The organism is Clostridioides sp. GD02377 (assembly GCF_045899875.1).
GTDB lineage: Bacteria > Bacillota > Clostridia > Peptostreptococcales > Peptostreptococcaceae > Clostridioides > Clostridioides difficile_A.
Window position 1 is genome coordinate 135,922 of sequence record NZ_JBJODA010000005.1, and the last position, 21,946, is coordinate 157,867.

Below are 21,946 nucleotides of genomic sequence, written 5' to 3' on the forward strand. Positions count from 1 at the left end.
ATGTTTAATACTATTGAAGAAGCTATAAAAGATATAAAAAATGGAAAGATGGTAATTGTTGTTGATGATGAAAGTAGAGAAAATGAAGGAGATTTACTGATGGCAGCTGAGATGGCTACCCCTGAATCAATAAATTTTATGGCTACATATGGTAGAGGTCTAATTTGTCTACCTGCTACTGAAAAAAAATTTAAAAGTTTAAATATACCTCTTATGGTCAGAGAAAATACAGATACATTTCAAACAGCATTTACTGTTACTATAGATGGTACAGATACTCTAACTGGTATATCTGCATATGAAAGAGCTGAAACTGTAAAATTATTCTGTGATGAGAATTCTACAAGTAAGGATTTCAAAACTCCTGGTCATATTTTTCCTCTAATAGCAAAAACTGGTGGAATCCTTGTTAGAGATGGACATACAGAAGCTTCTGTAGACCTAGCTAGACTTGCAGGGTTTAAAGAAATTGGTCTTATATGTGAAATAATGAAAGATGATGGTACAATGGCAAGAGTTGATGATTTAATGATTTTTAAAGAAAAACATAATCTGAAAATTATCACTATAAAAGACCTTATAGAATATCGTAAAACAAATGAAACTACTATAGAAAAGGTATCTAGCGCTTTCCTTCCAACAAAATATGGTAACTTTGAAATCATAGGATATAAAGATACATATTCAAATGAAGAACATATTGCCCTTACTTATGGAAATATAAATAAAGAAAATACTCTAGTTAGACTTCATTCTGAATGTTTAACAGGCGATGTGTTCCACTCTTTAAAATGTGATTGTGGATTACAATTAGAATCTTCTATGAAGAAAATCGTAGAAAATGGAAATGGTGTTTTAATTTATATGAAACAAGAAGGTAGGGGTATTGGTCTTTTAAATAAAATTAAAGCTTATAAACTTCAAGAAGAAGGTTATGATACTGTAGAAGCAAATCTAATGCTTGGATTTGAAGAAGATATGAGAGATTTTTATATGGCTGCTCAAATATTAAAAAATTTAAACATAAAAAGTATAAGCCTTTTAAGTAATAATCCTGATAAAATAAATCAGTTAGAGAAATATGGAATAAAAATCAACAATAGAGTTCCTATTAACGAAGAGATTAATGACTTTAATAAGCTATATCTAAAAACTAAAAAAGATAAAATGGGACATCTATTGGATATTATATAAGTTATTAATACGCTTTTTTCTACTAAGTAATTATTTGCAATTAATATTAAATATATTTATAAATATAAATCTATAACATAAATAAAATTGGAGGAAATAAAAAATGATATATGAAGGAAAACTTATTGGAAAAGATTTAAAGATAGGTATAATAAATTCTCGTTTTAATGAATTTATAACATCAAAACTTTTATCAGGTGCTGAAGATTGCCTTTTAAGACATGATGTTTCTCCAGAAAATATAGAAATAGCTTGGGTACCTGGAGCTTTTGAAATCCCTCTTGTTGCTCAAAAAATGTCTAAAAGTGGTAAGTATGATGCTATAATCTGTTTAGGATGTGTTATAAGAGGAGCTACATCTCATTATGATTATGTATGTAGCGAAGTATCTAAGGGTATAGCAAAAGTATCTTTAGACAATGAATTGCCTGTTATTTTTGGAATCGTAACTACAGAAAATATTGAACAAGCCATTGAAAGAGCAGGTACAAAGGCTGGGAATAAAGGTTATGATTGCGCTATGAGTGCATTAGAAATGGTAAATTTATTTAAATCTCTAGATTAAACAATATCATTATTAAATAGTAGTATTGATTAAATATTAAAATCTGTCTAAATAACATAAAATACTAAATACCAAAAGGACAAAACATATTTGTTCTTTTGGTACTTAATAATTTCAAATATAATATATCTAACCTCCTACCCATTAGAATATATAAAACCTGTATACTTTTATATACTAACAATTCTATCTTGATGTATTTTTTTCAATATATAGTTTTTTGAAATTATTTATAATATCATCTACCTGAACTATCTCTCCAATATCTTCATAATTATTAGAGCTTCCTATATTATTCACATATATTTTTAAACCAGAATATACACAATCATTATGTAAGTTTTTAATGATATAAGACAGATTCTTAAAATCAATCTCATTGTAATCAAAAAAATCTACTGCTTCAGCTCCTCCGTTTTTTACATATGAAATGGCAATTGCTCTACTTGTAAAGGATATGGAAATATAATTTTCTTCACAATTACTCAAAACAATATTTTGTTTAGAAAAAATTATTTTGCGACATCCTAACTGCATAAAAAATTCTTGCAATATTTTTATGTCTATACTTAATGCATCATCTGGAATTAATATATACAAAGCTGATTTCTTAATAGAAACTTTTGCTTGTATATCTCTAATAAATTTTTCAGTTTCTCCTTCAAATAGATAATAATAAAAAGGCACATTTGGAATGGGGTGTATTGAAAATGATACACTCTCTTTTAGGTCATTATCTTTATTATAAAAAATAAAACAATCATGGCATACTACAACAATATATTCCTTCTTATTGAACAATTTGCATACCCCCTCTAAGATATAAATTAATCATCAAAGTTACTTTAAAAATCTTAAAATAATTATAAATACGACTCTAAATATAAAATACCACAAAGATATATATATTACTATTAAGGCTATTGTTTTTATTTATAACATAGATTAATACTATACTAATTATCTATTTTATTATTTTTTTAATATACAATACAATATAATTAAGAGTAAGTGGCAATAAAATACTATGATTTAATATGTACTTATTAAATATTTATAAGGAGAATAAATTATGAAAACATATTCAATACAAGATTTAACACCAGATAAACGTAACCTTATAGAAAAATATTCTCTTACTTTAAATGAGAATTTAATTTGGGAGTTTAAACATGGTAAATACCACACTATAAAATACTTCACACACAAGTTTGCAGTTAAAGAATCTGTTCTGGCTCTTTTGTTCAACATACACAAATTGTGCTATGCTAAAATAAAATACTTTGAGTCAAATTTTTCAAAATATGAACCTTATAAGTACAGTTATCAAGATGGATTTGTTAAATGTGAAATATATGATATGAGTTTTATGTTGCATAAATACAGTAATATAATGATAGATTTGAGAAATTTACAAGAAATCAAAACTATAGAAGAGTTTAGATTATTTTGTAATCACCTAGAAAGTTTTGAATACAATTTACAAGATTTAATTATATAACATTTTAGAGAAAATAAATCTTAGGAAAAAATTTATAGTAAGTAAACTATTTTAAAAAATAAACTATATAATAAAAAATATTACTGGAATTAAAAATTCCAGTAATATAAATTAATTAAATATTTTATTTATATAACTTACGTGTACTTCAATCTATCAAAATAGTTTTGTGATTTCTTATCCTAAATTTTCCTCTGGTAATTCCTTGTGCCACTCTGATACATTTTCTAAACCTTCTATTTCATCTGCAATAAATACAGGGTCTTTTATTCCAGATTTTTTTTGACTTGTATAATCTTTTAAAGCGATAAATGCATACTTTCCTAAAAGCGATATTGCGATTAAGTTTATTATAGCCATCAATGCCATAAATAAGTCTGCTAGATTCCAAACTACTTCTACTTGAGTAAGAGAACCAAATAAAACCATACCTACAACGAAAACTCTAAATATATTAAGTTTAGTCTTGCTTCCACTCATAAATTCCATATTTGATTCTCCATAATAGTAATTACCTACTATAGAACTAAATGCAAATAAGAATATACAAACTGCTATAAATATGTTCCCCATTGGTCCTATATGATGAGTTAAAGCTTCTTGAGCCAATTCAATTCCAGTTGCCCCACTACTAGCATAATCTGAATATAATAATACCATAAATGCTGTACAGCTACATATGATTATAGTATCAGTAAAAACACCTAAAGATTGAATTAAACCTTGTTTTACTGGATGAGTTACATGTGCTGTTGCAGCAGCATTAGGAGCACTACCCATACCTGCTTCATTAGAGAATAGACCTCTCTTCACTCCAGTCATTACAACTCCCATAAAAGTACCAATTGCCATTCCTTTAAAATCAAATGCACTTTCAACTATTAACGCTATAATTTTTGGTATCTCTGTTATATTCATTCCAACTATAGCTAAAGCAACCAATATATATAATCCTGCAAATACAGGAACTATTATCTCAGAAACTTTTGCAACTCTATGTACTCCACCAAAAATAACTATTGCAGTTAAAATTCCAAGACCTATTCCCATAGCCATTTTACTTATTCCAAATGCATTATTAAATGCAAGCGAAACAGTATTTGCTTGAACTGCATTGAATACAAAACCATAACATATAGTTATAAGTATTGAAAATAAAACTCCCATCCATTTCTTATTTAGACCTTGCTCCATATAATATGCTGGACCACCTCTAAAAGCTTGACCATTTTTAACTTTGTAAATCTGAGCTAATGTACTCTCAACAAAGCTAGAAGCAGAACCAATTAATGCTATAAGCCACATCCAAAATACAGCACCAGGACCACCTGCCACTACTGCAATTGCTATTCCAGCTATATTTCCAGTCCCAACTCTTGAAGATGTACTTATACAAAATGCTTGGAATGAAGATATCTTCCCTTCCTTTTTTGCACTTTTATTTGCTGTACCATCACCCAGAAGTCTAAACATTTCTATAAAATATCTGAATTGTACAAAATTTGTTTTAATAGTAAAGTAAATACCAATTACAACCAACATTATAATTAAGATATACGACCATAAGTAATTGTTTACAAATACTACTGCATTATTAATGCCTGTTAAAATACCATTTAAAAAATCCATTATATTAATTACCCCCTATTTAGTTTTGTTTTCTTAATAAATCTTAAAATCAAAAAAATGAATAATTCCTTGTTAAAAATTCATTAATTTAATTATAATATTTATAAAATCAAATTACAAGGTTTAAAATGAATAATTTTTTTAATATATTGCAGTTTTATATTCAAAATCAATTTTTTTTTATTGTTTTTATAATATAGATATATTTAATATTTTATAATTACTTCTAAATACAATAAATTCTATTTCTAATAGTATATTTTTTTGTTTGTCGTTTAATATTATTACTAATGAAATTATTTTAAAATTTATTTAAATAACAAAAATTTTCTTTAAATTCTGTCAATTTCTCAGAAACTTTGTTAAATAATATACTTTTATGCATCCATTGAAAAAACAATAAAAAAGTAATACTATATATAGTACTAGCATTAGGCACAAAATAATACAAATGGAGGTACTTATATTATGGAATTTCAACAAATAATAGCTATATGTATATTTTTAATAGTTATGGCAGCTATTATTACAGAGAAGGTAAACCGATCTGTAGCAGCTGTTGGTGGTGCACTATTAATGATAATTTTCAATATACTTACACTTGATGAAGGATTGAGCCATATAGATTTCAACACTATTGGTGTATTAGTTGGTATGATGCTATTTGTCGCTGTTGTCAAAAACTCAGGGCTATTTGAATACATAGCTATCTGGACTGCAAAGAAAGCCAAAGGAGACCCGTGGAAAATAATGATTTGTTTTGCTATTATAACGGCTATTTTATCTGCTATATTAGATAATGTTACCACTGTCTTACTTATTGGTCCAATGACTATAGTTATCACACAAATATTGGGACTTAATCCAGTTCCCTTTTTAATAACACAAATTTTAGCTTCCAATATAGGAGGAACATCTACTCTTATAGGTGACCCTCCAAATATTATGATTGGTAGTGCTGCTAATCTTAGTTTTATGGATTTTGTAATAAATTTAGGCCCTGCTGTTATAGTAATACTTATTGTAACTATAATATGCTTCAAATTTATTTATGGCAAACAACTTATTGTAGATGACAAAGCTAAAAATACAATATTAAAACTCGATGAAAAAAAATCTGTCAAAGATAAACCATTACTTATAAAAAGTCTTATAGTAATAGCATTTATACTTTTTGGTTTCATGTTTCACAGTACAATACACATAGACTCTTCTGTTGTTGCACTAACAGGAGCATCTATAATGCTTCTTATAGGAAAACAAGATGTAGATGAAATTATGGCTGGTATTGAATGGTCTACAATTTTATTTTTTATGGGCTTGTTTGTAGTAGTTGGTGGATTAGTAGAAGTTGGCATAATAAACAAATTAGCTCAAGCATTGATTGGACTTACAGAAGGCCATCTTGTCTTTACAATGTTATTAATATTATGGTTATCAGCAATAGTTTCTTCTTTCTTAGATAATATTCCATTTGTTGCAACATTAATTCCTCTTATTTTGACTATGCAAGCTGAAGGAATTGATGTTATGCCATTATGGTGGGCGACATCTCTTGGAGCTTGTCTTGGAGGAAATGGTACATTGATAGGAGCATCTGCCAATGTTGTACTAGCAGGTATAGGTAATAAACATGGGCATCCTATATCTTTTAAAGAGTATTTTAAGATAGGTTTCCCGCTTATGATTATATCTATTATTATATCAACTTTTTATTTAATTATAAAATTTTTAAAAATATAGTATAATAATACTAAAGGGGATGTGTATATATGAATATTAATACTGTTCAAGGAGATTCAATTGAAGTTCTTTTAAGGCAACTTGGAGCAACAAAAATATCAAAAGTAAGTAGTACATTATATTTTATCAAGTTTGATTTAGGAGACAATTGGGAAATATCTTATACTTATAATATTAATGCTAAAGATCAATATTTTTTACAAAGAATTGAACCATATCCTATTGGTAGAGGTCTGTTTAACGATGAATATGAAATAGTGTCATTTATATCAAAGGATTTAAACAAATTTTTAAATGCTAAGAATAGTAGTAACTTCAAAACATTTGTTGAAGTTACTAGGAAAGTTAATTCTATCATTGATAATGTAGAGGAGCTATTTTTAAACTACAATGTGGATGGTGATGATTTGAAAACACTTAATAAAGAACTTAATGACATACTAAATGATATTAACTATATAGAGCAACATACAAAAAAAATCTAGTTTAGTATACTTATAAACTTTAAAATCCACCAGAAAATCATGAAAACCTAAATTTGAAAATTTGAAATGCAAAACTTTATTTATCAAAAAAGAAAATAGCTGATGAAGCATATGCTTCATCAGCTATCTTATTTTTAATGATGTCCACATCCATCATGTGAACAAGTATGATTTGATGGAAATTCTACTAATTTTCCATTTTTAAGTAAGTCTAGATTAGCACTTATAGTATCTGCTTCTGCTCTATAAACTTTGATTCCCATACCATTTAATTTAACTATAGCACCTTGTCCTATTCCTCCAACTACTACTGCATCCACAACTGTGCCTGATAATGCTTTTAGTGGTTGACACTTTCCATGCTCATGCCCTAAATCTCCATTATCTAGAGATTTAACTTCTCCACTCTCTAAATCACACACAACAAAAATTGGAGCAGAACCAAAATGACCATATGGTTTACTATCCAATCCTTTATTCTCTTCTACTGGTATACATACTTTCATTACTATTTCTCCCTTCTCTTACAACATTTTTTAATAGATTTACACTCTTTACTACATCCTAGATGTATTGTATTTATATCAAATACATCTATAAAGCTTTCACTAGAATTACTTAACATAGAGTTTATAAAATCTACACATATATTAAATGATTCTTTATTAATATGATATAAAACGTAGTATCCTTCTTTATGCCCTGTTATTATTCCAACATCTTTTAATATTTTTATATGTTGTGAAACAGCAGAATCTGAAATTCCTAGATATTTAGAAATTCCTTTTTGGCATATATTTCTCTTAGATACTAATATAAGTATGTTAATTCTAGTTTCATCACTCAATGCTTTAAATATTTTAACCAAATTTTCCATAAATACCTCTTTTTGATTAAGTAATTACTTAATTAAATTATAGTACTCTTAATTAGATTTTTCAACCATTATTTTTAAATTTTGGGATATATTATAAATAATTTAGATATTTATTATTATAATTTTAGAAATTTCTCAAATAAATATACTTAAAAATACATTTAAGATAATTTAAATAATAAGAATTAATAAATAAAAAACTGCTTTAAAATAATTTTATTATTTTAAAGCAGTTTTTTATAAATATGTTTAAAAAGTTACTCAGTATAAATATTAAATTCTCTTTAATTTATCTAAATAGTAAACAGCATTTAAAGCTGCTATTTGTCCTTGACCTGCTGCTTTTATATAAGAATATGGTTTTCCAACACAATCTCCAGCAGCAAAGCATCCATCTATACTAGTTTTCATATCATTATCAACTTTAATATGGATACCCTCAATTTCTATTCCAGGAATCAATGAACTTGGAGCTGTACTATCCTTTATAACAAATACTCCATCAACTTCAATGTGGTTTTCTTTAAAAGATATTTTGTTTACAAGTTTATCTCCATCTATTTGTACGGGTCTATCATGTATAACTTCAATAGATTCATCTAAGTTATCTGAACCTCTCATAAGATTCTCTTTTTTGTACATAGGTATAAAATAAGTTTTTGAAGTTAATTCACTTAAAAAATTTGCTTCTTCTTTAGATTCTTCATTATATCCTATAACTGCCACCTTTTTATTTCTATAAAGTGGTGCATCACATGTAGCACAATACCCTACTCCTCTGCCTAGAAATTCTTCTTCGCCTTTAATTGGTCTAGTGTATTCTACACCAGTGGCAAGAATTACAGTAGTAGCTTCATACATATCATTTCCAGACATTATTGCAAAGTATTCTCCCATAGCATAAATATTATTTATTCTCTTATTTTCAATTGAAATATCCATACTATCTATATGCGATTTAAACTTGTCTTTTAATTCATCTCCACTTATATCATAAAAACCTAAATAATTATCTATTGAAGGAGCTTTAACAAGCTTATTACTTAAATTATCACTACCAAACATGATAATTGTTTTATTTCTTATTTTTGCATTTATAGCAGCAGATAATCCAGCAGGACCACTACCTATTATAGCTATATCATATCTCATAACACTCACCCATTTTTTATAAATATGATTTTACTTTCATTTCAATTTTGTTCTTTGGCATAAATCCAATTAGTGTTTCTACTGGTTCTCCATCTTTAAATATAATCATAGTTGGCACTGTAGATACACTAAATTGTTGAGCTATTTCTAAACTCTCATCTATGTCAACTTTTACAAATCTAGCTTCATTTTTCATTTCTTCACCTAACTCTGCAAATACAGGCCCTAACATGTTACAAGGTCCACACCAAGTTGCAAAGAAATCCACTACAACTACTCCTTTACTACCTTCAACACTACTTCTAAATTCAGATGTATTTATAACTTTTGCCATTTTTTTAATCCTCCTATAAACTTTAATTATCCCTATACAATTATACTATGAAATTCATAAATATAATTTTACTTTTATAGGGTCTTTTTATATTTTATTTTATACTAATTAGTATACCCATTCTTTATTTCTAAAAACAGCTTTTTATATTTTTATTATTTTAACTTTTGTGGTATCGATAATTCAAATGTAGTTCCAATACCTATCTCTGAAGTTACATTTATATCAATATCCAAATTCAAACTAATCATACGAGCTATTGAAAGACCTATTCCAGACCCTTCTAAATCTTTATTTCTTACATTTTCACTTCTAAAAAATCTATCAAATATAAGAGGTATTTCTTCTTTTTTTATACCTATACCAGTATCTCTTATAAATAAAGTTACTTCATCTTCTATATCTTCTTTTAATTCTAATACTATCTCATCACCTTGTTTTGTGTATTTAAAAGCATTATCAATAAAAATTAATATAAGCTGTCTTAATTTATTTTTATCCGTTATTATAACTTTATTCTTAAGCTCAGAATTAAATACAAATTTTTTTTCCTGAAATTCTGCAATATCAATATAATCTTCTGATATTTCCTCAAGCAATCTTTCTAAATCTACTTCCTCCAAGTTGACTTTAACAATGGAATCTTCTTTAGTAAGAGACAATAAATCAGTTATCATTTTTTTAAGCCTTCTTGTCTCTTTCATTGCAGTAGCTATTGTTTCAACTTCATCATTTACTGTACTCTCTGGGGATTTTAACATACTTTCTAATTTTGATGAAACTATTGTTATTGGCGTTCTTAATTCATGAGAAGCATCTTGTATAAACTTAGCTTGATTTCTCCATGCAGTTTCTATTGGAATTAAAGCTTTTCTAGTAAGATACACAGCAACAAAGTAAGTAATTATTACAGAAATCAGTATACCAATTATAAGAACGGATGTAAGTTGCTTTAAAGAGTTCATCTCAGAGTCGATATTTCTAATTATCTGTATTTGATATCTTCCTACATCTACATTTAATTCTCTAAAGGTATATCCATTTTCTGTATATTTAAAAAATGAATTTTTCTTATCCAATCTTCTATCTGGAAGTAACTCATCAAAATACTCATTTTGAGTATAGTAACTTATTCTACCATCCTCATACACGTAGACCATATCTTTTGGGTCTTTAAGTCTTATTGGATTTAAAAACGAGGTTCTTTTAAATTGAGAAACTATATATTCAAGCTCCTCATTTATCTCACTATCAATTCCACTATATGTTAATCCTCTAAAATATGAATATATAAATATAGAAAATATTATTAAAAAGCTACCCACTACAACAATATACATTTTTATTAGATGATTTTTAGTACTAGTGAATACATTCTTATTTATCATCGAATATATATCCTACCTTACGTTTAGTTTTAATATACTTATCATATCCATATTTACTGAGTTTTTTCCTTAGATTACTTACATATACCTCAACTATTTCAATGGTTGCATCTGAATCAATTCCCCATATTCTATCATAAATCTGCTCTTTTAATAAAATTGAACCTTTATTTAAGACAAAATATTCAAGCAAGTTAAACTGCTTATTTTGTAACTTTATTTCTTCTTTTTCAATATATACTCTTTTTTCTAATGTATCCAAATATAAAGATTTAAATTCTATTCCATTTCTTTCTTTTATTTTTCCATTAGTTCTTAATATAGCATACACTCTTGCTACTAATTCTTCCATATAAAAAGGTTTTGTTAAATAATCATTAGCTCCTATGGTAAATGCTTCTACTTTATCATCTAATGCTTCTTTGGCTGTCAATATAAGCACAGGTGTGTCTATATTATTAACTCTCATTCTTTTTAAAATATCAATTCCATTTATGCTAGGAAGCATTAAATCTAAAATAACTAAATCATATATATTTTGATTAACTAAGTATAAAGCTTCTTCTCCATCTTCACATTTTTCAGTTTCAAAATGCTTACTAAGTTCTTCTACTACACTTTCTAAAAGTATTTTATTATCTTCAACTATCAAAACCTTCATAAATATCCCCTGCCTTTATTTGTCTATCTTAACTTTATGAGATTTTAAGTCAATATCTACATTGGCTTTTTCTTTTATATCATCGTATGTGTATCCCACTATTTCAACACTTTTTGCTTTTGTTGAACATAGTATATCTATATCTGTCTCTTCTGAAGCCTTTAAAATTTTATATGATGGTATACGATTTACCACTAAATATTCTCCATTTTCATTAACTTCTGCTGTCTTAAGGATAATATTTCCTAAATCTTTTGATGATGAATTTTTTACTTTTATTTGATATGTGATTCCCTCTTTTGATTCATTTACTTTTTTAAGTTCTGATGTAGATAATACCTCATACTGACTACTATTTTCTAGCTTAATATTGTTATTTCTTATATTAATATCATTTTCTTTTAAATTAATATACACAATCTTACCTTCTGCTTCATACTCATATGCATAAACTTCCACACTCTTTGTAAAAGTTTTGTGCGCACACTCTACATAAGCAACTTTACCAGGCATTAGAGTCATATCCAACAAAGCCTTACTATCTGAGGAAATAATTTTTTTATTCTCATCATATTCATTATATACTAATTCAATATTTGATATATTAAATGTCGAATTATTTTCTATCTTTGTGGATGTGTCTACTTTATCACCTTCATCTACATTTATAATCTCTGATTTACCTATATTTAATACTTTTGCATTTTCCTCATCTATTTTTACCTCATTCTTATCTTCAACTTGAATACCAGCTGAATCTTCCTTATCTTCAGATTGAATATCAGCTGAATCAGGTTGTTCATCTTTTTCGCATGCTGTAAGTGTAAAAACAAATATTGTTAATATAATCATTAAAAAAATTGATTTTTTTATTATCTTATTCATATTAAGCACCTCATATAGTAATATTTTATAGTAGATTTTTATACTTTTTCATAAATTCTTTCAATGCTTGTGTGAGTATTTGATGCTTTTCAAAGTTTGAATTACTACAAAGCCTTTCAAAATCATTCCATGTTTCTTTATCTATACGTATTCTTGTTGTTTTTAATTCATCTATGGATTCATCATCTATATGTACATCTTTTTTATTAGATATTTTTTTTGGCTTTATATTATAATCCTTTACTTCTAAATACCAATCATATACTTCACAAAGCTTATCTAAGTCTTCCTGAGTTATATTTATTTTTCTATCTTTTTTAGGCTTAACATTTTTTTTTGACTTTGTATTTTTTAAATCAGTATCATTAAACTTGATTTGTTCAATGCCTTTACTCAAAACCTTTTCATTAGAATTCTTTTTTTTGGTGCTTACTTTTTTTCTATTACTTATATTTTTTTTTAAATTTTCTTCTTCCAAGTTTTTCTTATCCAGATTTTCATTATAATTTAATTCGTCTTTTAATATGTATTTACCTTTTTCTGATTTATATCCTTTTTTATTTAAAAAATTTCTTAAAGTACTTTGACTAATTTTTAGATTTTGAGCTATCTCTGTAAACTTAATCCCCTTACTTTGAAGTTCTAAAAATTTGTCAATTCTTTCCTCGTTGTTATTCATTAATACTCCTCCGTCAATATCTTCTTGTCTTTCTCTTCATGCCCCTTATTATATTTTTCTTTTCTGAATCTACCCTATTAGATTCAATTATTTTTTGCAACATTTTATTATACGTAAAATCATCTAAGTTATTATTTTTTATATAGAGAAATGTTTCTTCTTCATATTTAATAAAACAAATTGATAGCAACCACGCCATTCCCATTTTAACATAATATTCTTCACTTTGTATATTGTTACAACATTCAAAGATTTCTTCAATATGTTTATCATCAACATAATATATTAAAAACATAACTAATGCAAATCTAATTTCCCATGGATTTTCTGAATAAACATATTTTTTAAGTATATCATACATGTTTTCTTTATATTTTTTTGTACATTTCAAGCCACAACAGAATCCATCACAAACTGACCAATTATTAATTTTAGGTATAAACCTTTCTATATAATATAGAGTCTCTTCAAATGTGCTATTTATATTACCAATTACCATACCTTGTAATACAGTTTCTTCATAATATGTATCCTCTGATACATTTAAGAATTCCTTCCAATTTCCTTTACTTATTTCTTTAGATAACTCTCTCAAATTAGGAACCCTAATACCTATTATATTTTCTGTATTTGGTATGAGCTTTTTATTAAAATCTCTGTACTTGATATCTTGTATAGATTTCATATATTCTAGGAGCTTCTTATACTCTAATTTATTCCATTTTTCCCTATTAAACATCATTTATTTACTCCTTAATTCCTTTTCCTTATTGTAACATAAAAGTACATAAAAAAAAGCTTCCAAGTATCAGAAGCCTTTTTAAAAATATACTAAATTTTTTAAGTTAAAGTTTAAACTAAATTAATATTTACTACAATATAATACAGACTTAAAAACTTTACTAATCTCCAACACCAAAATCTGTATTATTATATAAAACCTCTATATTTGGATTTTCATCTAAATATTTATATTTATTAGTGAACCACTTAACTAACTCTTCATCCCTTTTGATACTTGAAGAATTATTTATAAAAACATTCACAGTTGCTTTTTCAAAATCATTTGATATAATCTCTATATCCCTATCTATCATCTCTTTTGTTTGACCTTCAATTCCTACCATAATACAAGGTGAATCGAAATAGTCTTTTACATCTTGTGGTGTTTTAAATTTTGCATTTTTATTTAAAACGTTATTTCTAAAATCATTGTCAAAAGTCTCAACTCCAATTTTAAATACTATAGGAATTCCAAAATAGTCTCTCATCTCTTTAATCCTATTTTTGTAAGACCAATGACTTTCTAAAAATAATTTTTTTATTTTCTTCTCTTTTATAATACATTTTATTTCTGCTAAAGTATCTTTTGGTAATTCAAAACAACTACCAGAGTTTATGACTTCAAGAACTCCATATTTTCCAGTTATATTTTTCAAAATCTCTATATTTAACCTGTTCATTTCTTCTTCTAAATTAGAATTATCATCTATATAATCACAAAAAGAACACTTTCCCCATATACAAGGAAATCCTTTAAGTAAAACAATTTCTCTTTGATTTTTATTTGTTATTTCACTATATCTATCCATTTTTTCTATCTTCCTCCAGTCAATGATAGTTTTAAAGTTTTTGGAACCGCATTTAATCCTAAATTCACTAAAACAACTGCTACCAATTTGTCTGCATAGTCTGTTAATACTTGAGTTACAAATACACTAAATACATCTCCTAATCCTAATACTTTCAAAATTTGTACTATGTAGGAAGAACCTGATGATGTCATACCTCCAAAGAGAAAAGCTGAAATTATTGAACTTATTATAGAGGTTGGAATAGCAAATAACAATACCCCTAATGGAGTTTTTAATCCATTTAAAAAATTCTTTTTAAATGCTATTCCAGCAAGTAAACCTGTTGATATCTGAACTGGTGCAAAGTAAAGAGAATACACATCAAATGTAATTCCACTTATTAAACTTCCAAACACACCTGTAACTACAGCGTATTTAGGACCTAAAAGCGATGCTATCATTATAGTTCCTATTGAATCTAAGTATATAGGTAATCTTAACCCCATAGCTATAAACGCCCCTATTATATTTATAGAGATACCAAAAGCTATAAGTGTAATAGTTTTTACACATATTTTTCTTTTCACACTATATCACTCCTTCCACAGAGTCTATAATGTCTTCATAACCTTTGAAAAGCCTCTTCAAAAACATATACATAAACTTCTTTTCATCAACTTCATTTAGAACAATTGCATTAGGATATTTTTTATAGAAATTAAAAGAATCCACTATAGATTGACCCATAGCTATACCATCTTCTACGACTTCTACATATGATTCAAATCCTTTACAAATACTTCTATCTACAAAGTATGCTACTGCTAGAGGGTCATTTATCACACAGCCAATTATTCCTTCCTGCTCCCAATGGAAATCAATATAAAACCTAGTTATTTCAGTTATATACTTTGCCATTTTCTCATCAAGTCTATTTATAAACTCAATAATATTAGGAGTAAGTACAATTTTTCTAGTTACATCCAAACCTACCATGTGAATTTTTTTAGATAAATTCTTGTAAACATAATCCGCTCCATGTGGGTCTACCCAATAGTTAAACTCTGCTACTGGAGAGCAATTTCCATGAATTCTAAATGCTCCTCCCATAGACACAAACTCATCAAGATTTTCAAAGACTTCTTTATCTTTCATAAGTGCCTTAGCTATATTTGTAAGTGGTGCAAGTGCTATTATTGATACTTTTTCATGATTACGTAAAGTATTTATTATAAAATCTACTGCCCCATCTTTTACTTTAGCTCCTGTCACTTTTTGATAAAAGTTTTCTCCAATACCATCTTCTCCATGTGTATCTTGAGCTGTTACAAGTTTTCTTTTTAGTGGTGCTTCCTCTCCTTTATATACTGGTATATTTAGTGAAGAGCACATTTGAAGTGTTTTTAGTGCATTTTCTGCACCTACATTTGCTGGAACATTTCCACAACATGTGGTAATTCCAAGTACTTCTAGCTCTGGTGAGTTTAAAGCTAGAAGAATGGCCAAAGAATCATCAATTCCTGGGTCACAATCAATTATTACTTTTCTTTTTTCCATACTTTTATCCTCCTTGATTTGTGGTCGAGGAGAACTACACATCTTTTTTCCACTTTCAAAAAGGTGTGTCTAAGGGTATTAATTATATACTGCCACTATATAATTCCTTAGTTTTTTATACTTGGAGTTCTCGAACAAGTACAGATGTTAGTATTGTTTTAGTCTATTTATTGTAGACCTACAAAAAAGTTCCATCTGATTTAATAACTACAAAATGAATTTTGTAGTATAAAAGAATTTATTATATTTTGATGTGTCTTGTTAAAGTTTATTTAAAATTATAAGCTAACTTTAACAAAATGTGGCACTTTTAAACCGATTATTATTATACAACAATAGTTGAACTATTACAATTAATAACTTAAAGATTTCAGCTATAAAAATTTATTAAATTATATTATTCATAGTTTATTGACAATATTAAATATAAAGCATATAATTACATTGTAAATTAAATTAACACTGTTAAGTTATGAGGTGATTATATGAGTATTAAAGCAAGACGTGAAAATGAAAAAGCAGAAATGAAGAAAAAAATTATGGATGCTAGCATAGAAATTATCAATCAATATGGATATGAAAATTTATCAATAAGAAAAATTGCTTCAAAAATAGATTATTCTCCAACTACAATTTACCTTTACTACAAAGACAAGGCAGAGATTATCAGCGATATGACAAAAAAACTTTATAACACTGTAGAAAGTAATGCTATTGATATTATACATAATTGCTCATCTCTCCCAATAGATAAGCAAATCATAGAAATTATGACTAGTTTTATAAAGACTCTTTCAAGTGAACCTGAAATGTCAAAAGCTATTATGCATAGTAGGATGAACATTATATTTGCATCTGAAAGTACAAATAGTGAACCTACTAATAATGGTATAGAAATACTAGATGAGCTTCTTTTCCTTGGAATTGAGCAGGGTATATTTAAACAAAACGTAGATAAAACTTCATGGATGCTTATAAGTGCACTATTAGGATTTATTTTATGTATTGTTGAAAATCAATTGTATTCCTTACATAATTTCACTCAAATTATAGAGAATTTCTTAGATATTTTAGTAGGAGGGCTTTACAATGAAAAACCACAATGAAACTAATAAGAAGAAAAAAGTTTTTAAAATATCTATAATCCTATTTCTTGTGTTTATATGCATTATTATTTTGATTATAACTAACTTAAAGCCAGAAAAATTAGTGGTAAAAAATATAAACCCTGCTAATGTGAAAAATGGTATTTATACAGGAAGTGCTGATAATAAACTTGTGAAGGCTACTGTATCTGTTGAAGTTAATAATGGCAGAATTAAAAATATTAAGATACTAGAACATGACACTCTTTTAGGTAAACCTGGTGAAAAAATCATAAAAAATATAGTTGAACAACAATCTTTAGAAGTAGATGCTATAACATCTGCGACTTATAGCAGTGATACTATACGAAAGGCTGTAGAAAATGCTTTGAGAAAGGGAGACTAAATATGAATACTATTATTATATACTCAAGTAAATATGGTTGTACGAAAGACTGTGCAAACATACTAAAAAATAAACTATCAGACAATATCACTATTTTTGATATCAATGATAGTAATCCTAAAATTGAATTATCAAAATTTGATACAATTATTATTGGAAGTTCTATATATGTTGGTTCAGTTTCAAAAAAGATTCGTATATTGTGTAATGATAATATAGAATTATTAAACAAAAAACGAGTTGGTGTATTCCTTTGTTGTGGATTTTCTGAACAGGCAGATAAATATCTAAAATCAAACTTTCCAGCATCTTTATTAGAAAATGCAAATGCAATTGGAATTTTTGGTAGTGAAGCTCGATTAGAAAAGATGAAATTTTTAGATAAGCTTATTATGAAGTCGGTTTCAAAAGGTAATTATGACAGTTTTAAAATATCACAAGATAGTATAGACGATTTTTTAAGAAATCTTAATAAATAAAATTATTTATTTCAAATCTCCTTACAAGATAAAAAAATTATCTAAAATGTAGTATTATAAATATACTCTGAAGTTTGTAAATATTGATAAAGTAGTTATATATCTATACAATATTATATATTATACAATATTTTCTTATATTTATTTAGACCTATGTATTATATAAGAAAATTCTACTACATTTATTATATTGGAGATGATATTTATGAAATATATTGAAATTAGGATTGCTAATGAAATGGATGCAGAAGAAATATTGGAAATATATACTCCATATATTACTGATACTGCAATTACTTTTGAGTATAGCATTCCAAGCATTGATGATTTTAAAAACAGAATAAAAGAAATCTGTTCAAAATATCCTTACCTAGTCTGTTTAATTAATAAAAAAATTGTTGGATATGCCTATGCTCATGAACACAATGAACGAACTGCTTATCAATGGAATGTTGAATTATCAATTTATGTTGATAAGAAATTTATTAGTAATAAAATAGGAATTGCTCTTTATAATTCAATCATAGATATATTGAAGTTACAAAATATTCAAAATTTGTATGCTAGTATTACGTCACCAAATATAAAAAGCGAAAAACTTCATCAAAGATTTGGTTTCAAACTATGTGGGATTTATCACAATACAGGATATAAATTTGATTGTTGGCATGATGTTATGTTGTTTGAAAAACATATAGGTAATCACTCTAAAAATCCTAATTCTATAAAAACAATCAAACAAGTTAATTCCAAAGAAATAGCTGCTATTTTAAATGAGAATATTAATTTAATAGCACTTTAGATTTAATATAATTTAATCTATAAAATATGAACAAAAGAAAAAATAGGGAAGATATTTAAAATATTTATTTTAATATTTTAAACATCTTCTCTATTTTTTTCTCAAATTTCATAATAATAGTCTTATTAAAGCAAATACTATAAAAAGAGTTTATCTTTACTTACTAACCGAATTTAAATTTAAAATATAGAAAAATGGAAGGAGAATAATTCATGATAAAATTAATTGGTATCTTGATAGTCGTAATTGGTTTTATACTTAAAATGGATACACTATTTACTGTATTATTAGCAGGCATAGCAACAGGGATTGTTGCAGGATTAGACTTTAATCAAATCTTTACAATCCTGGGTGACTCTTTTGTTTCAAACAGAGGTGTATCATTATTCATACTAACATTACCAGTAATTGGTGTGTTAGAAAGATATGGATTGAAACAAAGAGCTGTTTCCTTAATAGAAAAATTAAAGAAACTTACAACAGGAAAAGTACTTACTATATATATGATAGCTAGACAAGTAGCTGGTGCTCTATCAATAAGAATGAGTGGACACCCTCAGTTTGTGAGACCACTCGTTAATCCGATGGCACAAGCTGCTGGTTTAAGTAATAGTGATGAACTAAAAGAATCTGATGAAGAAGCTATAAAAGCATTGTCTGCTGCATCAGAAAACTATGGAAACTTTTATGGTCAAAATTTATTTGCAGGTAGTAGTGGAGTATTGCTTATAGCTTCTACACTGACTCAGTTCGGATACAATGTAACTGGACTTAACATTGTAAAGGCCAATATTATCATGGCAGTAATAGCACTTGTAGTTGCTACAATTCAATTTACTTTATATGATAAGAAATTAAATAAGAGTCACAAGAGATAGATTTATTTAGGAGGAATAAAAATGCAAAATTTTATAAATATATCATTAGAAGTTTTTTATGCACTGATGGGTTTTCTGATGGTTGTAATAGCATATAGGTCTTTTACTACAATAGATAACAATAAGAAATATGGTACATCATTATTTTGGATACTGATATCATTACCCTTCATATTTGGTAGACTGATTCCAGCTAATATAATCGGAATAATTCTAATATTATCTAGTTTTTTGACACTTTCCAAACAAGTTGTATTTGCAAAATATGAAGAACCAAATGAGAATTTTGGGAAAGAACAAGCAGATAAACTTAAAAATAAAATATTTATACCCTCATTAATATTAGCATTTGCTGCAGTAGTTGTGGCTATGAGCCTTACTAATTTTGACAATTCTTCACAGTTCGCAATAGGTGTGGGTTCAATAATTGCATTAATATCAGCTCTTATAATAACTAAAGCAAAGCCTACTACATCAGTTCAAGATGGCTCAAGATTACTTCAGCAAATGGGACCTGCTAGTATGTTACCACAACTTTTGGTTGCATTAGGCGCTCTATTTACTCAAGCTGGAGTTGGTGAAGTCATTTCAAATATGATATCTGGTGTAGTTCCTGCTGATAACAGATTATTTGGTGTTATAGCGTATGTATTAGGTATGGTTATATTTACTATGATAATGGGGAATGCATTTGCTGCGTTTTCAGTCATAACAGCAGGAATTGGAATTCCTTTCGTATTGTCTCAAGGTGGAAATCCTGCTATAATTGGAGCACTAGCATTAACAGCAGGATATTGTGGAACTTTACTTACTCCAATGGCTGCTAATTTTAATATAGTTCCAGCAGCTTTACTTGAATGCAAAAACGACTACATTGTTATAAAATACCAAGCACCAGTTGCTTTAGTATTAATTATAGCTCACATATTAGTAATGTATTTTTTAGGATTTTAATACAATTAGGAGGTAGAATAATGAAAATTTTATTAACAGGATTCGACCCATTTGGTGGAGAACCAATAAATCCAGCTCAAGAAGCAGTTGAAAGGGTTAATGATAATATAAATGGCGCAGAAATTATAAAAATAACTATACCAACAGTTATGACAAAATCTGTTGAAGCTATAGATAAAGCTATCCAACAGCACAATCCAGATATAGTAATATCAGTTGGACAAGCTGGAGGTAGATTTGATATTACTCCTGAGAGGGTAGCTATAAATGTAGATGACTTTAGAATAAAAGATAATGAAGGTAACCAAGTCATAGATACTGTTATAAAAGAAGATGGTCAACCTGCATATTTTTCAAAATTACCTGTAAAAGCTATGGTAAAGCATATGAATGAAAATAAAATTCCAGCAAGTGTTTCAAACACTGCAGGTACATTTGTTTGTAATCATGTAATGTATGGAATTCTTTACATGATAGATAAAAAATATCCTAATATAAGAGGTGGCTTTATACACATACCATATATGACTTCACAGATAATAGATAAAAAGAATACACCTTTTATGTCTCTAGAAGAAATAGTGAAAGGTTTAGAATTAGCTGTGGAAGCTTGTACTATCTATAAAAATGATATAGAGGAAATTGGTGGTGAAATTTCATAATGACTCTTTGAATATTTTTATAAATTTTAAATAAGAGTTATTCAAGTAAAGACTGTAAGTAAATTTGTTTAGATATTTACTTACAGTCTTTTTATAATACATACAAATATAAAATTAAAGTTTATTCTTCTCTCCCCACTCACACATTGCATCTAGAATTGGAATCAAAGATTTTCCTCTTTCAGATAGACTATATTCTACCTTAGGAGGTATTTGAGGATATTCAGTACGAATAATCAAGTTATCTGCCTCCAATTCCTTCAATGATAAACTCAAGGTTTTATAGGAAATTGTATTTATATAACGCTTTAATGCGTTATATCTGACAACCTTAAATTCTACAAGACAATAAAGAATTATCATTTTATATTTGCCATTAATCAATGAAAGTGTATAGCTAAATCCTGTTTCACTTAAATCTGTATTTGAGATATAATCTATACCCATATGTTACAC

The 21,946-nt window shown here is 27.2% G+C and carries 27 protein-coding genes and 1 riboswitch; of the genes, 12 read left to right on the plus strand and 15 right to left on the minus strand.

Going from position 1 to position 21,946, the window contains the following annotated elements:
• Both Q3304_RS05850 and ribE read left to right on the plus strand, forming a co-directional pair.
• Complete coding sequence (locus Q3304_RS05850; RefSeq protein WP_407814893.1) at positions 1 to 1,194, plus strand: bifunctional 3,4-dihydroxy-2-butanone-4-phosphate synthase/GTP cyclohydrolase II; 1,194 nt, start codon at positions 1 to 3, stop codon at positions 1,192 to 1,194.
• 103 nt (positions 1,195 to 1,297) lie between these two features.
• The gene (ribE, locus tag Q3304_RS05855) at positions 1,298 to 1,759 is read left to right on the plus strand and encodes a 6,7-dimethyl-8-ribityllumazine synthase (protein WP_021384489.1); all 462 of its coding nucleotides are present in this window, start codon (positions 1,298 to 1,300) and stop codon (positions 1,757 to 1,759) included.
• A 186-nt stretch (positions 1,760 to 1,945) separates the two neighbouring features.
• On the opposite strand, the gene Q3304_RS05860 is transcribed toward ribE, so the two are convergent.
• A complete protein-coding gene (locus Q3304_RS05860; RefSeq protein ID WP_219673089.1) occupies positions 1,946 to 2,560 on the minus strand; it encodes a hypothetical protein in 615 nt (204 codons plus the stop codon).
• A gap of 271 nt (positions 2,561 to 2,831) precedes the next feature.
• On the opposite strand from Q3304_RS05860, the gene Q3304_RS05865 reads away from it, so the two are divergent.
• On the plus strand, positions 2,832 to 3,260 hold the full coding sequence (locus Q3304_RS05865) for a hypothetical protein (protein ID WP_074178310.1): 429 nt from the start codon (positions 2,832 to 2,834) through the stop codon (positions 3,258 to 3,260).
• Between the two features lie 177 nt (positions 3,261 to 3,437).
• On the opposite strand, the gene Q3304_RS05870 is transcribed toward Q3304_RS05865, so the two are convergent.
• Positions 3,438 to 4,889, minus strand: a complete 1,452-nt coding sequence (locus Q3304_RS05870; RefSeq protein WP_054276621.1) for a sodium:alanine symporter family protein — start codon at positions 4,887 to 4,889, stop codon at positions 3,438 to 3,440.
• Positions 4,890 to 5,357: 468 nt separating this feature from the next.
• On the opposite strand from Q3304_RS05870, the gene Q3304_RS05875 reads away from it, so the two are divergent.
• Both Q3304_RS05875 and Q3304_RS05880 read left to right on the plus strand, forming a co-directional pair.
• Complete coding sequence (locus Q3304_RS05875) at positions 5,358 to 6,632, plus strand: ArsB/NhaD family transporter (RefSeq protein ID WP_407814892.1); 1,275 nt, start codon at positions 5,358 to 5,360, stop codon at positions 6,630 to 6,632.
• A gap of 29 nt (positions 6,633 to 6,661) precedes the next feature.
• On the plus strand, positions 6,662 to 7,117 hold the full coding sequence (locus tag Q3304_RS05880; RefSeq protein WP_021384474.1) for a hypothetical protein: 456 nt from the start codon (positions 6,662 to 6,664) through the stop codon (positions 7,115 to 7,117).
• A gap of 134 nt (positions 7,118 to 7,251) precedes the next feature.
• On the opposite strand, the gene Q3304_RS05885 is transcribed toward Q3304_RS05880, so the two are convergent.
• The 12 genes from Q3304_RS05885 to Q3304_RS05940 all read right to left on the minus strand — a co-directional run bounded on the left by Q3304_RS05885 (position 7,252) and on the right by Q3304_RS05940 (position 16,224).
• Positions 7,252 to 7,623 carry a NifB/NifX family molybdenum-iron cluster-binding protein gene (locus Q3304_RS05885; RefSeq protein ID WP_054270176.1) on the minus strand — a complete coding sequence of 124 codons (372 nt, stop codon included), beginning with the start codon at positions 7,621 to 7,623 and terminating at the stop codon, positions 7,252 to 7,254.
• A 2-nt stretch (positions 7,624 to 7,625) separates the two neighbouring features.
• Positions 7,626 to 7,994 (minus strand): helix-turn-helix transcriptional regulator, encoded by a 369-nt coding sequence (locus Q3304_RS05890; protein ID WP_054270175.1) that lies wholly within the window; start codon positions 7,992 to 7,994, stop codon positions 7,626 to 7,628.
• A 273-nt stretch (positions 7,995 to 8,267) separates the two neighbouring features.
• Positions 8,268 to 9,146, minus strand: coding sequence for an NAD(P)/FAD-dependent oxidoreductase (locus tag Q3304_RS05895; RefSeq protein ID WP_054270174.1), 879 nt, complete (start codon positions 9,144 to 9,146; stop codon positions 8,268 to 8,270).
• A 16-nt stretch (positions 9,147 to 9,162) separates the two neighbouring features.
• The gene (gene trxA, locus Q3304_RS05900) at positions 9,163 to 9,480 is read right to left on the minus strand and encodes a thioredoxin (protein ID WP_021384467.1); all 318 of its coding nucleotides are present in this window, start codon (positions 9,478 to 9,480) and stop codon (positions 9,163 to 9,165) included.
• 155 nt (positions 9,481 to 9,635) lie between these two features.
• Positions 9,636 to 10,868 carry a cell wall metabolism sensor histidine kinase WalK gene (locus Q3304_RS05905; RefSeq protein ID WP_054270173.1) on the minus strand — a complete coding sequence of 411 codons (1,233 nt, stop codon included), beginning with the start codon at positions 10,866 to 10,868 and terminating at the stop codon, positions 9,636 to 9,638.
• A complete protein-coding gene (locus Q3304_RS05910) occupies positions 10,858 to 11,529 on the minus strand; it encodes a response regulator transcription factor (RefSeq protein WP_054270172.1) in 672 nt (223 codons plus the stop codon). Before Q3304_RS05910 ends, Q3304_RS05905 begins: the two co-directional genes overlap by 11 nt.
• A gap of 15 nt (positions 11,530 to 11,544) precedes the next feature.
• A complete protein-coding gene (locus Q3304_RS05915) occupies positions 11,545 to 12,414 on the minus strand; it encodes a hypothetical protein (protein WP_054276619.1) in 870 nt (289 codons plus the stop codon).
• Positions 12,415 to 12,439: 25 nt separating this feature from the next.
• Positions 12,440 to 13,093 (minus strand): DNA-binding protein, encoded by a 654-nt coding sequence (locus Q3304_RS05920; RefSeq protein ID WP_407814881.1) that lies wholly within the window; start codon positions 13,091 to 13,093, stop codon positions 12,440 to 12,442.
• Positions 13,094 to 13,106: 13 nt separating this feature from the next.
• On the minus strand, positions 13,107 to 13,835 hold the full coding sequence (locus Q3304_RS05925; protein ID WP_054276617.1) for a DNA alkylation repair protein: 729 nt from the start codon (positions 13,833 to 13,835) through the stop codon (positions 13,107 to 13,109).
• Between the two features lie 160 nt (positions 13,836 to 13,995).
• Complete coding sequence (locus Q3304_RS05930; RefSeq protein ID WP_407814880.1) at positions 13,996 to 14,685, minus strand: radical SAM protein; 690 nt, start codon at positions 14,683 to 14,685, stop codon at positions 13,996 to 13,998.
• A 5-nt stretch (positions 14,686 to 14,690) separates the two neighbouring features.
• A complete protein-coding gene (locus Q3304_RS05935) occupies positions 14,691 to 15,254 on the minus strand; it encodes an ECF transporter S component (RefSeq protein ID WP_074178319.1) in 564 nt (187 codons plus the stop codon).
• Position 15,255: 1 nt separating this feature from the next.
• Positions 15,256 to 16,224, minus strand: a complete 969-nt coding sequence (locus Q3304_RS05940) for a nucleoside hydrolase (RefSeq protein WP_054270166.1) — start codon at positions 16,222 to 16,224, stop codon at positions 15,256 to 15,258.
• A gap of 101 nt (positions 16,225 to 16,325) precedes the next feature.
• A riboswitch (PreQ1 riboswitch) is annotated at positions 16,326 to 16,369 on the minus strand.
• 340 nt (positions 16,370 to 16,709) lie between these two features.
• Here Q3304_RS05940 and Q3304_RS05945 point away from each other — a divergent pair.
• From Q3304_RS05945 to pcp, 7 genes are all read left to right on the plus strand, one after another.
• On the plus strand, positions 16,710 to 17,330 hold the full coding sequence (locus Q3304_RS05945) for a TetR/AcrR family transcriptional regulator (protein WP_167640781.1): 621 nt from the start codon (positions 16,710 to 16,712) through the stop codon (positions 17,328 to 17,330).
• The gene (locus Q3304_RS05950) at positions 17,314 to 17,715 is read left to right on the plus strand and encodes an FMN-binding protein (protein ID WP_407814879.1); all 402 of its coding nucleotides are present in this window, start codon (positions 17,314 to 17,316) and stop codon (positions 17,713 to 17,715) included. Before Q3304_RS05945 ends, Q3304_RS05950 begins: the two co-directional genes overlap by 17 nt.
• A 2-nt stretch (positions 17,716 to 17,717) precedes the next feature.
• Positions 17,718 to 18,194, plus strand: a complete 477-nt coding sequence (locus Q3304_RS05955) for a flavodoxin domain-containing protein (RefSeq protein WP_407814878.1) — start codon at positions 17,718 to 17,720, stop codon at positions 18,192 to 18,194.
• 205 nt (positions 18,195 to 18,399) lie between these two features.
• On the plus strand, positions 18,400 to 18,996 hold the full coding sequence (locus Q3304_RS05960) for a GNAT family N-acetyltransferase (RefSeq protein WP_054270162.1): 597 nt from the start codon (positions 18,400 to 18,402) through the stop codon (positions 18,994 to 18,996).
• A gap of 212 nt (positions 18,997 to 19,208) precedes the next feature.
• A complete protein-coding gene (locus tag Q3304_RS05965) occupies positions 19,209 to 19,874 on the plus strand; it encodes a DUF969 domain-containing protein (RefSeq protein WP_054270161.1) in 666 nt (221 codons plus the stop codon).
• A gap of 21 nt (positions 19,875 to 19,895) precedes the next feature.
• A complete protein-coding gene (locus Q3304_RS05970; protein WP_054270160.1) occupies positions 19,896 to 20,828 on the plus strand; it encodes a DUF979 domain-containing protein in 933 nt (310 codons plus the stop codon).
• 20 nt (positions 20,829 to 20,848) lie between these two features.
• The gene (pcp, locus tag Q3304_RS05975; protein ID WP_054270159.1) at positions 20,849 to 21,490 is read left to right on the plus strand and encodes a pyroglutamyl-peptidase I; all 642 of its coding nucleotides are present in this window, start codon (positions 20,849 to 20,851) and stop codon (positions 21,488 to 21,490) included.
• Positions 21,491 to 21,604: 114 nt separating this feature from the next.
• Here the strand turns inward: pcp and Q3304_RS05980 are convergent, their stop codons facing one another.
• Positions 21,605 to 21,937, minus strand: coding sequence for a helix-turn-helix domain-containing protein (locus tag Q3304_RS05980; protein ID WP_054270158.1), 333 nt, complete (start codon positions 21,935 to 21,937; stop codon positions 21,605 to 21,607).
• Between the last annotated feature and the right edge of the window lie 9 nt (positions 21,938 to 21,946).

Coding starts and splice junctions, on each gene's coding strand:
- Q3304_RS05875 (WP_407814892.1), top strand. CDS start 5,358: ATGGAATTTCAACAAATAATAGCTATATGTATATTTTTAATAGTTATG.
- Q3304_RS05885 (WP_054270176.1), bottom strand. CDS start 7,623: ATGAAAGTATGTATACCAGTAGAAGAGAATAAAGGATTGGATAGTAAA.
- Q3304_RS05950 (WP_407814879.1), top strand. CDS start 17,314: ATGAAAAACCACAATGAAACTAATAAGAAGAAAAAAGTTTTTAAAATA.
- Q3304_RS05930 (WP_407814880.1), bottom strand. CDS start 14,685: ATGGATAGATATAGTGAAATAACAAATAAAAATCAAAGAGAAATTGTT.
- Q3304_RS05910 (WP_054270172.1), bottom strand. CDS start 11,529: ATGAAGGTTTTGATAGTTGAAGATAATAAAATACTTTTAGAAAGTGTA.
- Q3304_RS05870 (WP_054276621.1), bottom strand. CDS start 4,889: ATGGATTTTTTAAATGGTATTTTAACAGGCATTAATAATGCAGTAGTA.
- Q3304_RS05880 (WP_021384474.1), top strand. CDS start 6,662: ATGAATATTAATACTGTTCAAGGAGATTCAATTGAAGTTCTTTTAAGG.
- Q3304_RS05965 (WP_054270161.1), top strand. CDS start 19,209: ATGATAAAATTAATTGGTATCTTGATAGTCGTAATTGGTTTTATACTT.
- Q3304_RS05940 (WP_054270166.1), bottom strand. CDS start 16,224: ATGGAAAAAAGAAAAGTAATAATTGATTGTGACCCAGGAATTGATGAT.
- Q3304_RS05960 (WP_054270162.1), top strand. CDS start 18,400: ATGAAATATATTGAAATTAGGATTGCTAATGAAATGGATGCAGAAGAA.
- pcp (WP_054270159.1), top strand. CDS start 20,849: ATGAAAATTTTATTAACAGGATTCGACCCATTTGGTGGAGAACCAATA.
- Q3304_RS05850 (WP_407814893.1), top strand. CDS start 1: ATGTTTAATACTATTGAAGAAGCTATAAAAGATATAAAAAATGGAAAG.
- Q3304_RS05920 (WP_407814881.1), bottom strand. CDS start 13,093: ATGAATAACAACGAGGAAAGAATTGACAAATTTTTAGAACTTCAAAGT.
- Q3304_RS05970 (WP_054270160.1), top strand. CDS start 19,896: ATGCAAAATTTTATAAATATATCATTAGAAGTTTTTTATGCACTGATG.
- Q3304_RS05980 (WP_054270158.1), bottom strand. CDS start 21,937: ATGGGTATAGATTATATCTCAAATACAGATTTAAGTGAAACAGGATTT.
- Q3304_RS05865 (WP_074178310.1), top strand. CDS start 2,832: ATGAAAACATATTCAATACAAGATTTAACACCAGATAAACGTAACCTT.
- trxA (WP_021384467.1), bottom strand. CDS start 9,480: ATGGCAAAAGTTATAAATACATCTGAATTTAGAAGTAGTGTTGAAGGT.
- Q3304_RS05905 (WP_054270173.1), bottom strand. CDS start 10,868: ATGATAAATAAGAATGTATTCACTAGTACTAAAAATCATCTAATAAAA.
- Q3304_RS05895 (WP_054270174.1), bottom strand. CDS start 9,146: ATGAGATATGATATAGCTATAATAGGTAGTGGTCCTGCTGGATTATCT.
- Q3304_RS05915 (WP_054276619.1), bottom strand. CDS start 12,414: ATGAATAAGATAATAAAAAAATCAATTTTTTTAATGATTATATTAACA.
- ribE (WP_021384489.1), top strand. CDS start 1,298: ATGATATATGAAGGAAAACTTATTGGAAAAGATTTAAAGATAGGTATA.
- Q3304_RS05890 (WP_054270175.1), bottom strand. CDS start 7,994: ATGGAAAATTTGGTTAAAATATTTAAAGCATTGAGTGATGAAACTAGA.
- Q3304_RS05955 (WP_407814878.1), top strand. CDS start 17,718: ATGAATACTATTATTATATACTCAAGTAAATATGGTTGTACGAAAGAC.
- Q3304_RS05945 (WP_167640781.1), top strand. CDS start 16,710: ATGAGTATTAAAGCAAGACGTGAAAATGAAAAAGCAGAAATGAAGAAA.
- Q3304_RS05925 (WP_054276617.1), bottom strand. CDS start 13,835: ATGATGTTTAATAGGGAAAAATGGAATAAATTAGAGTATAAGAAGCTC.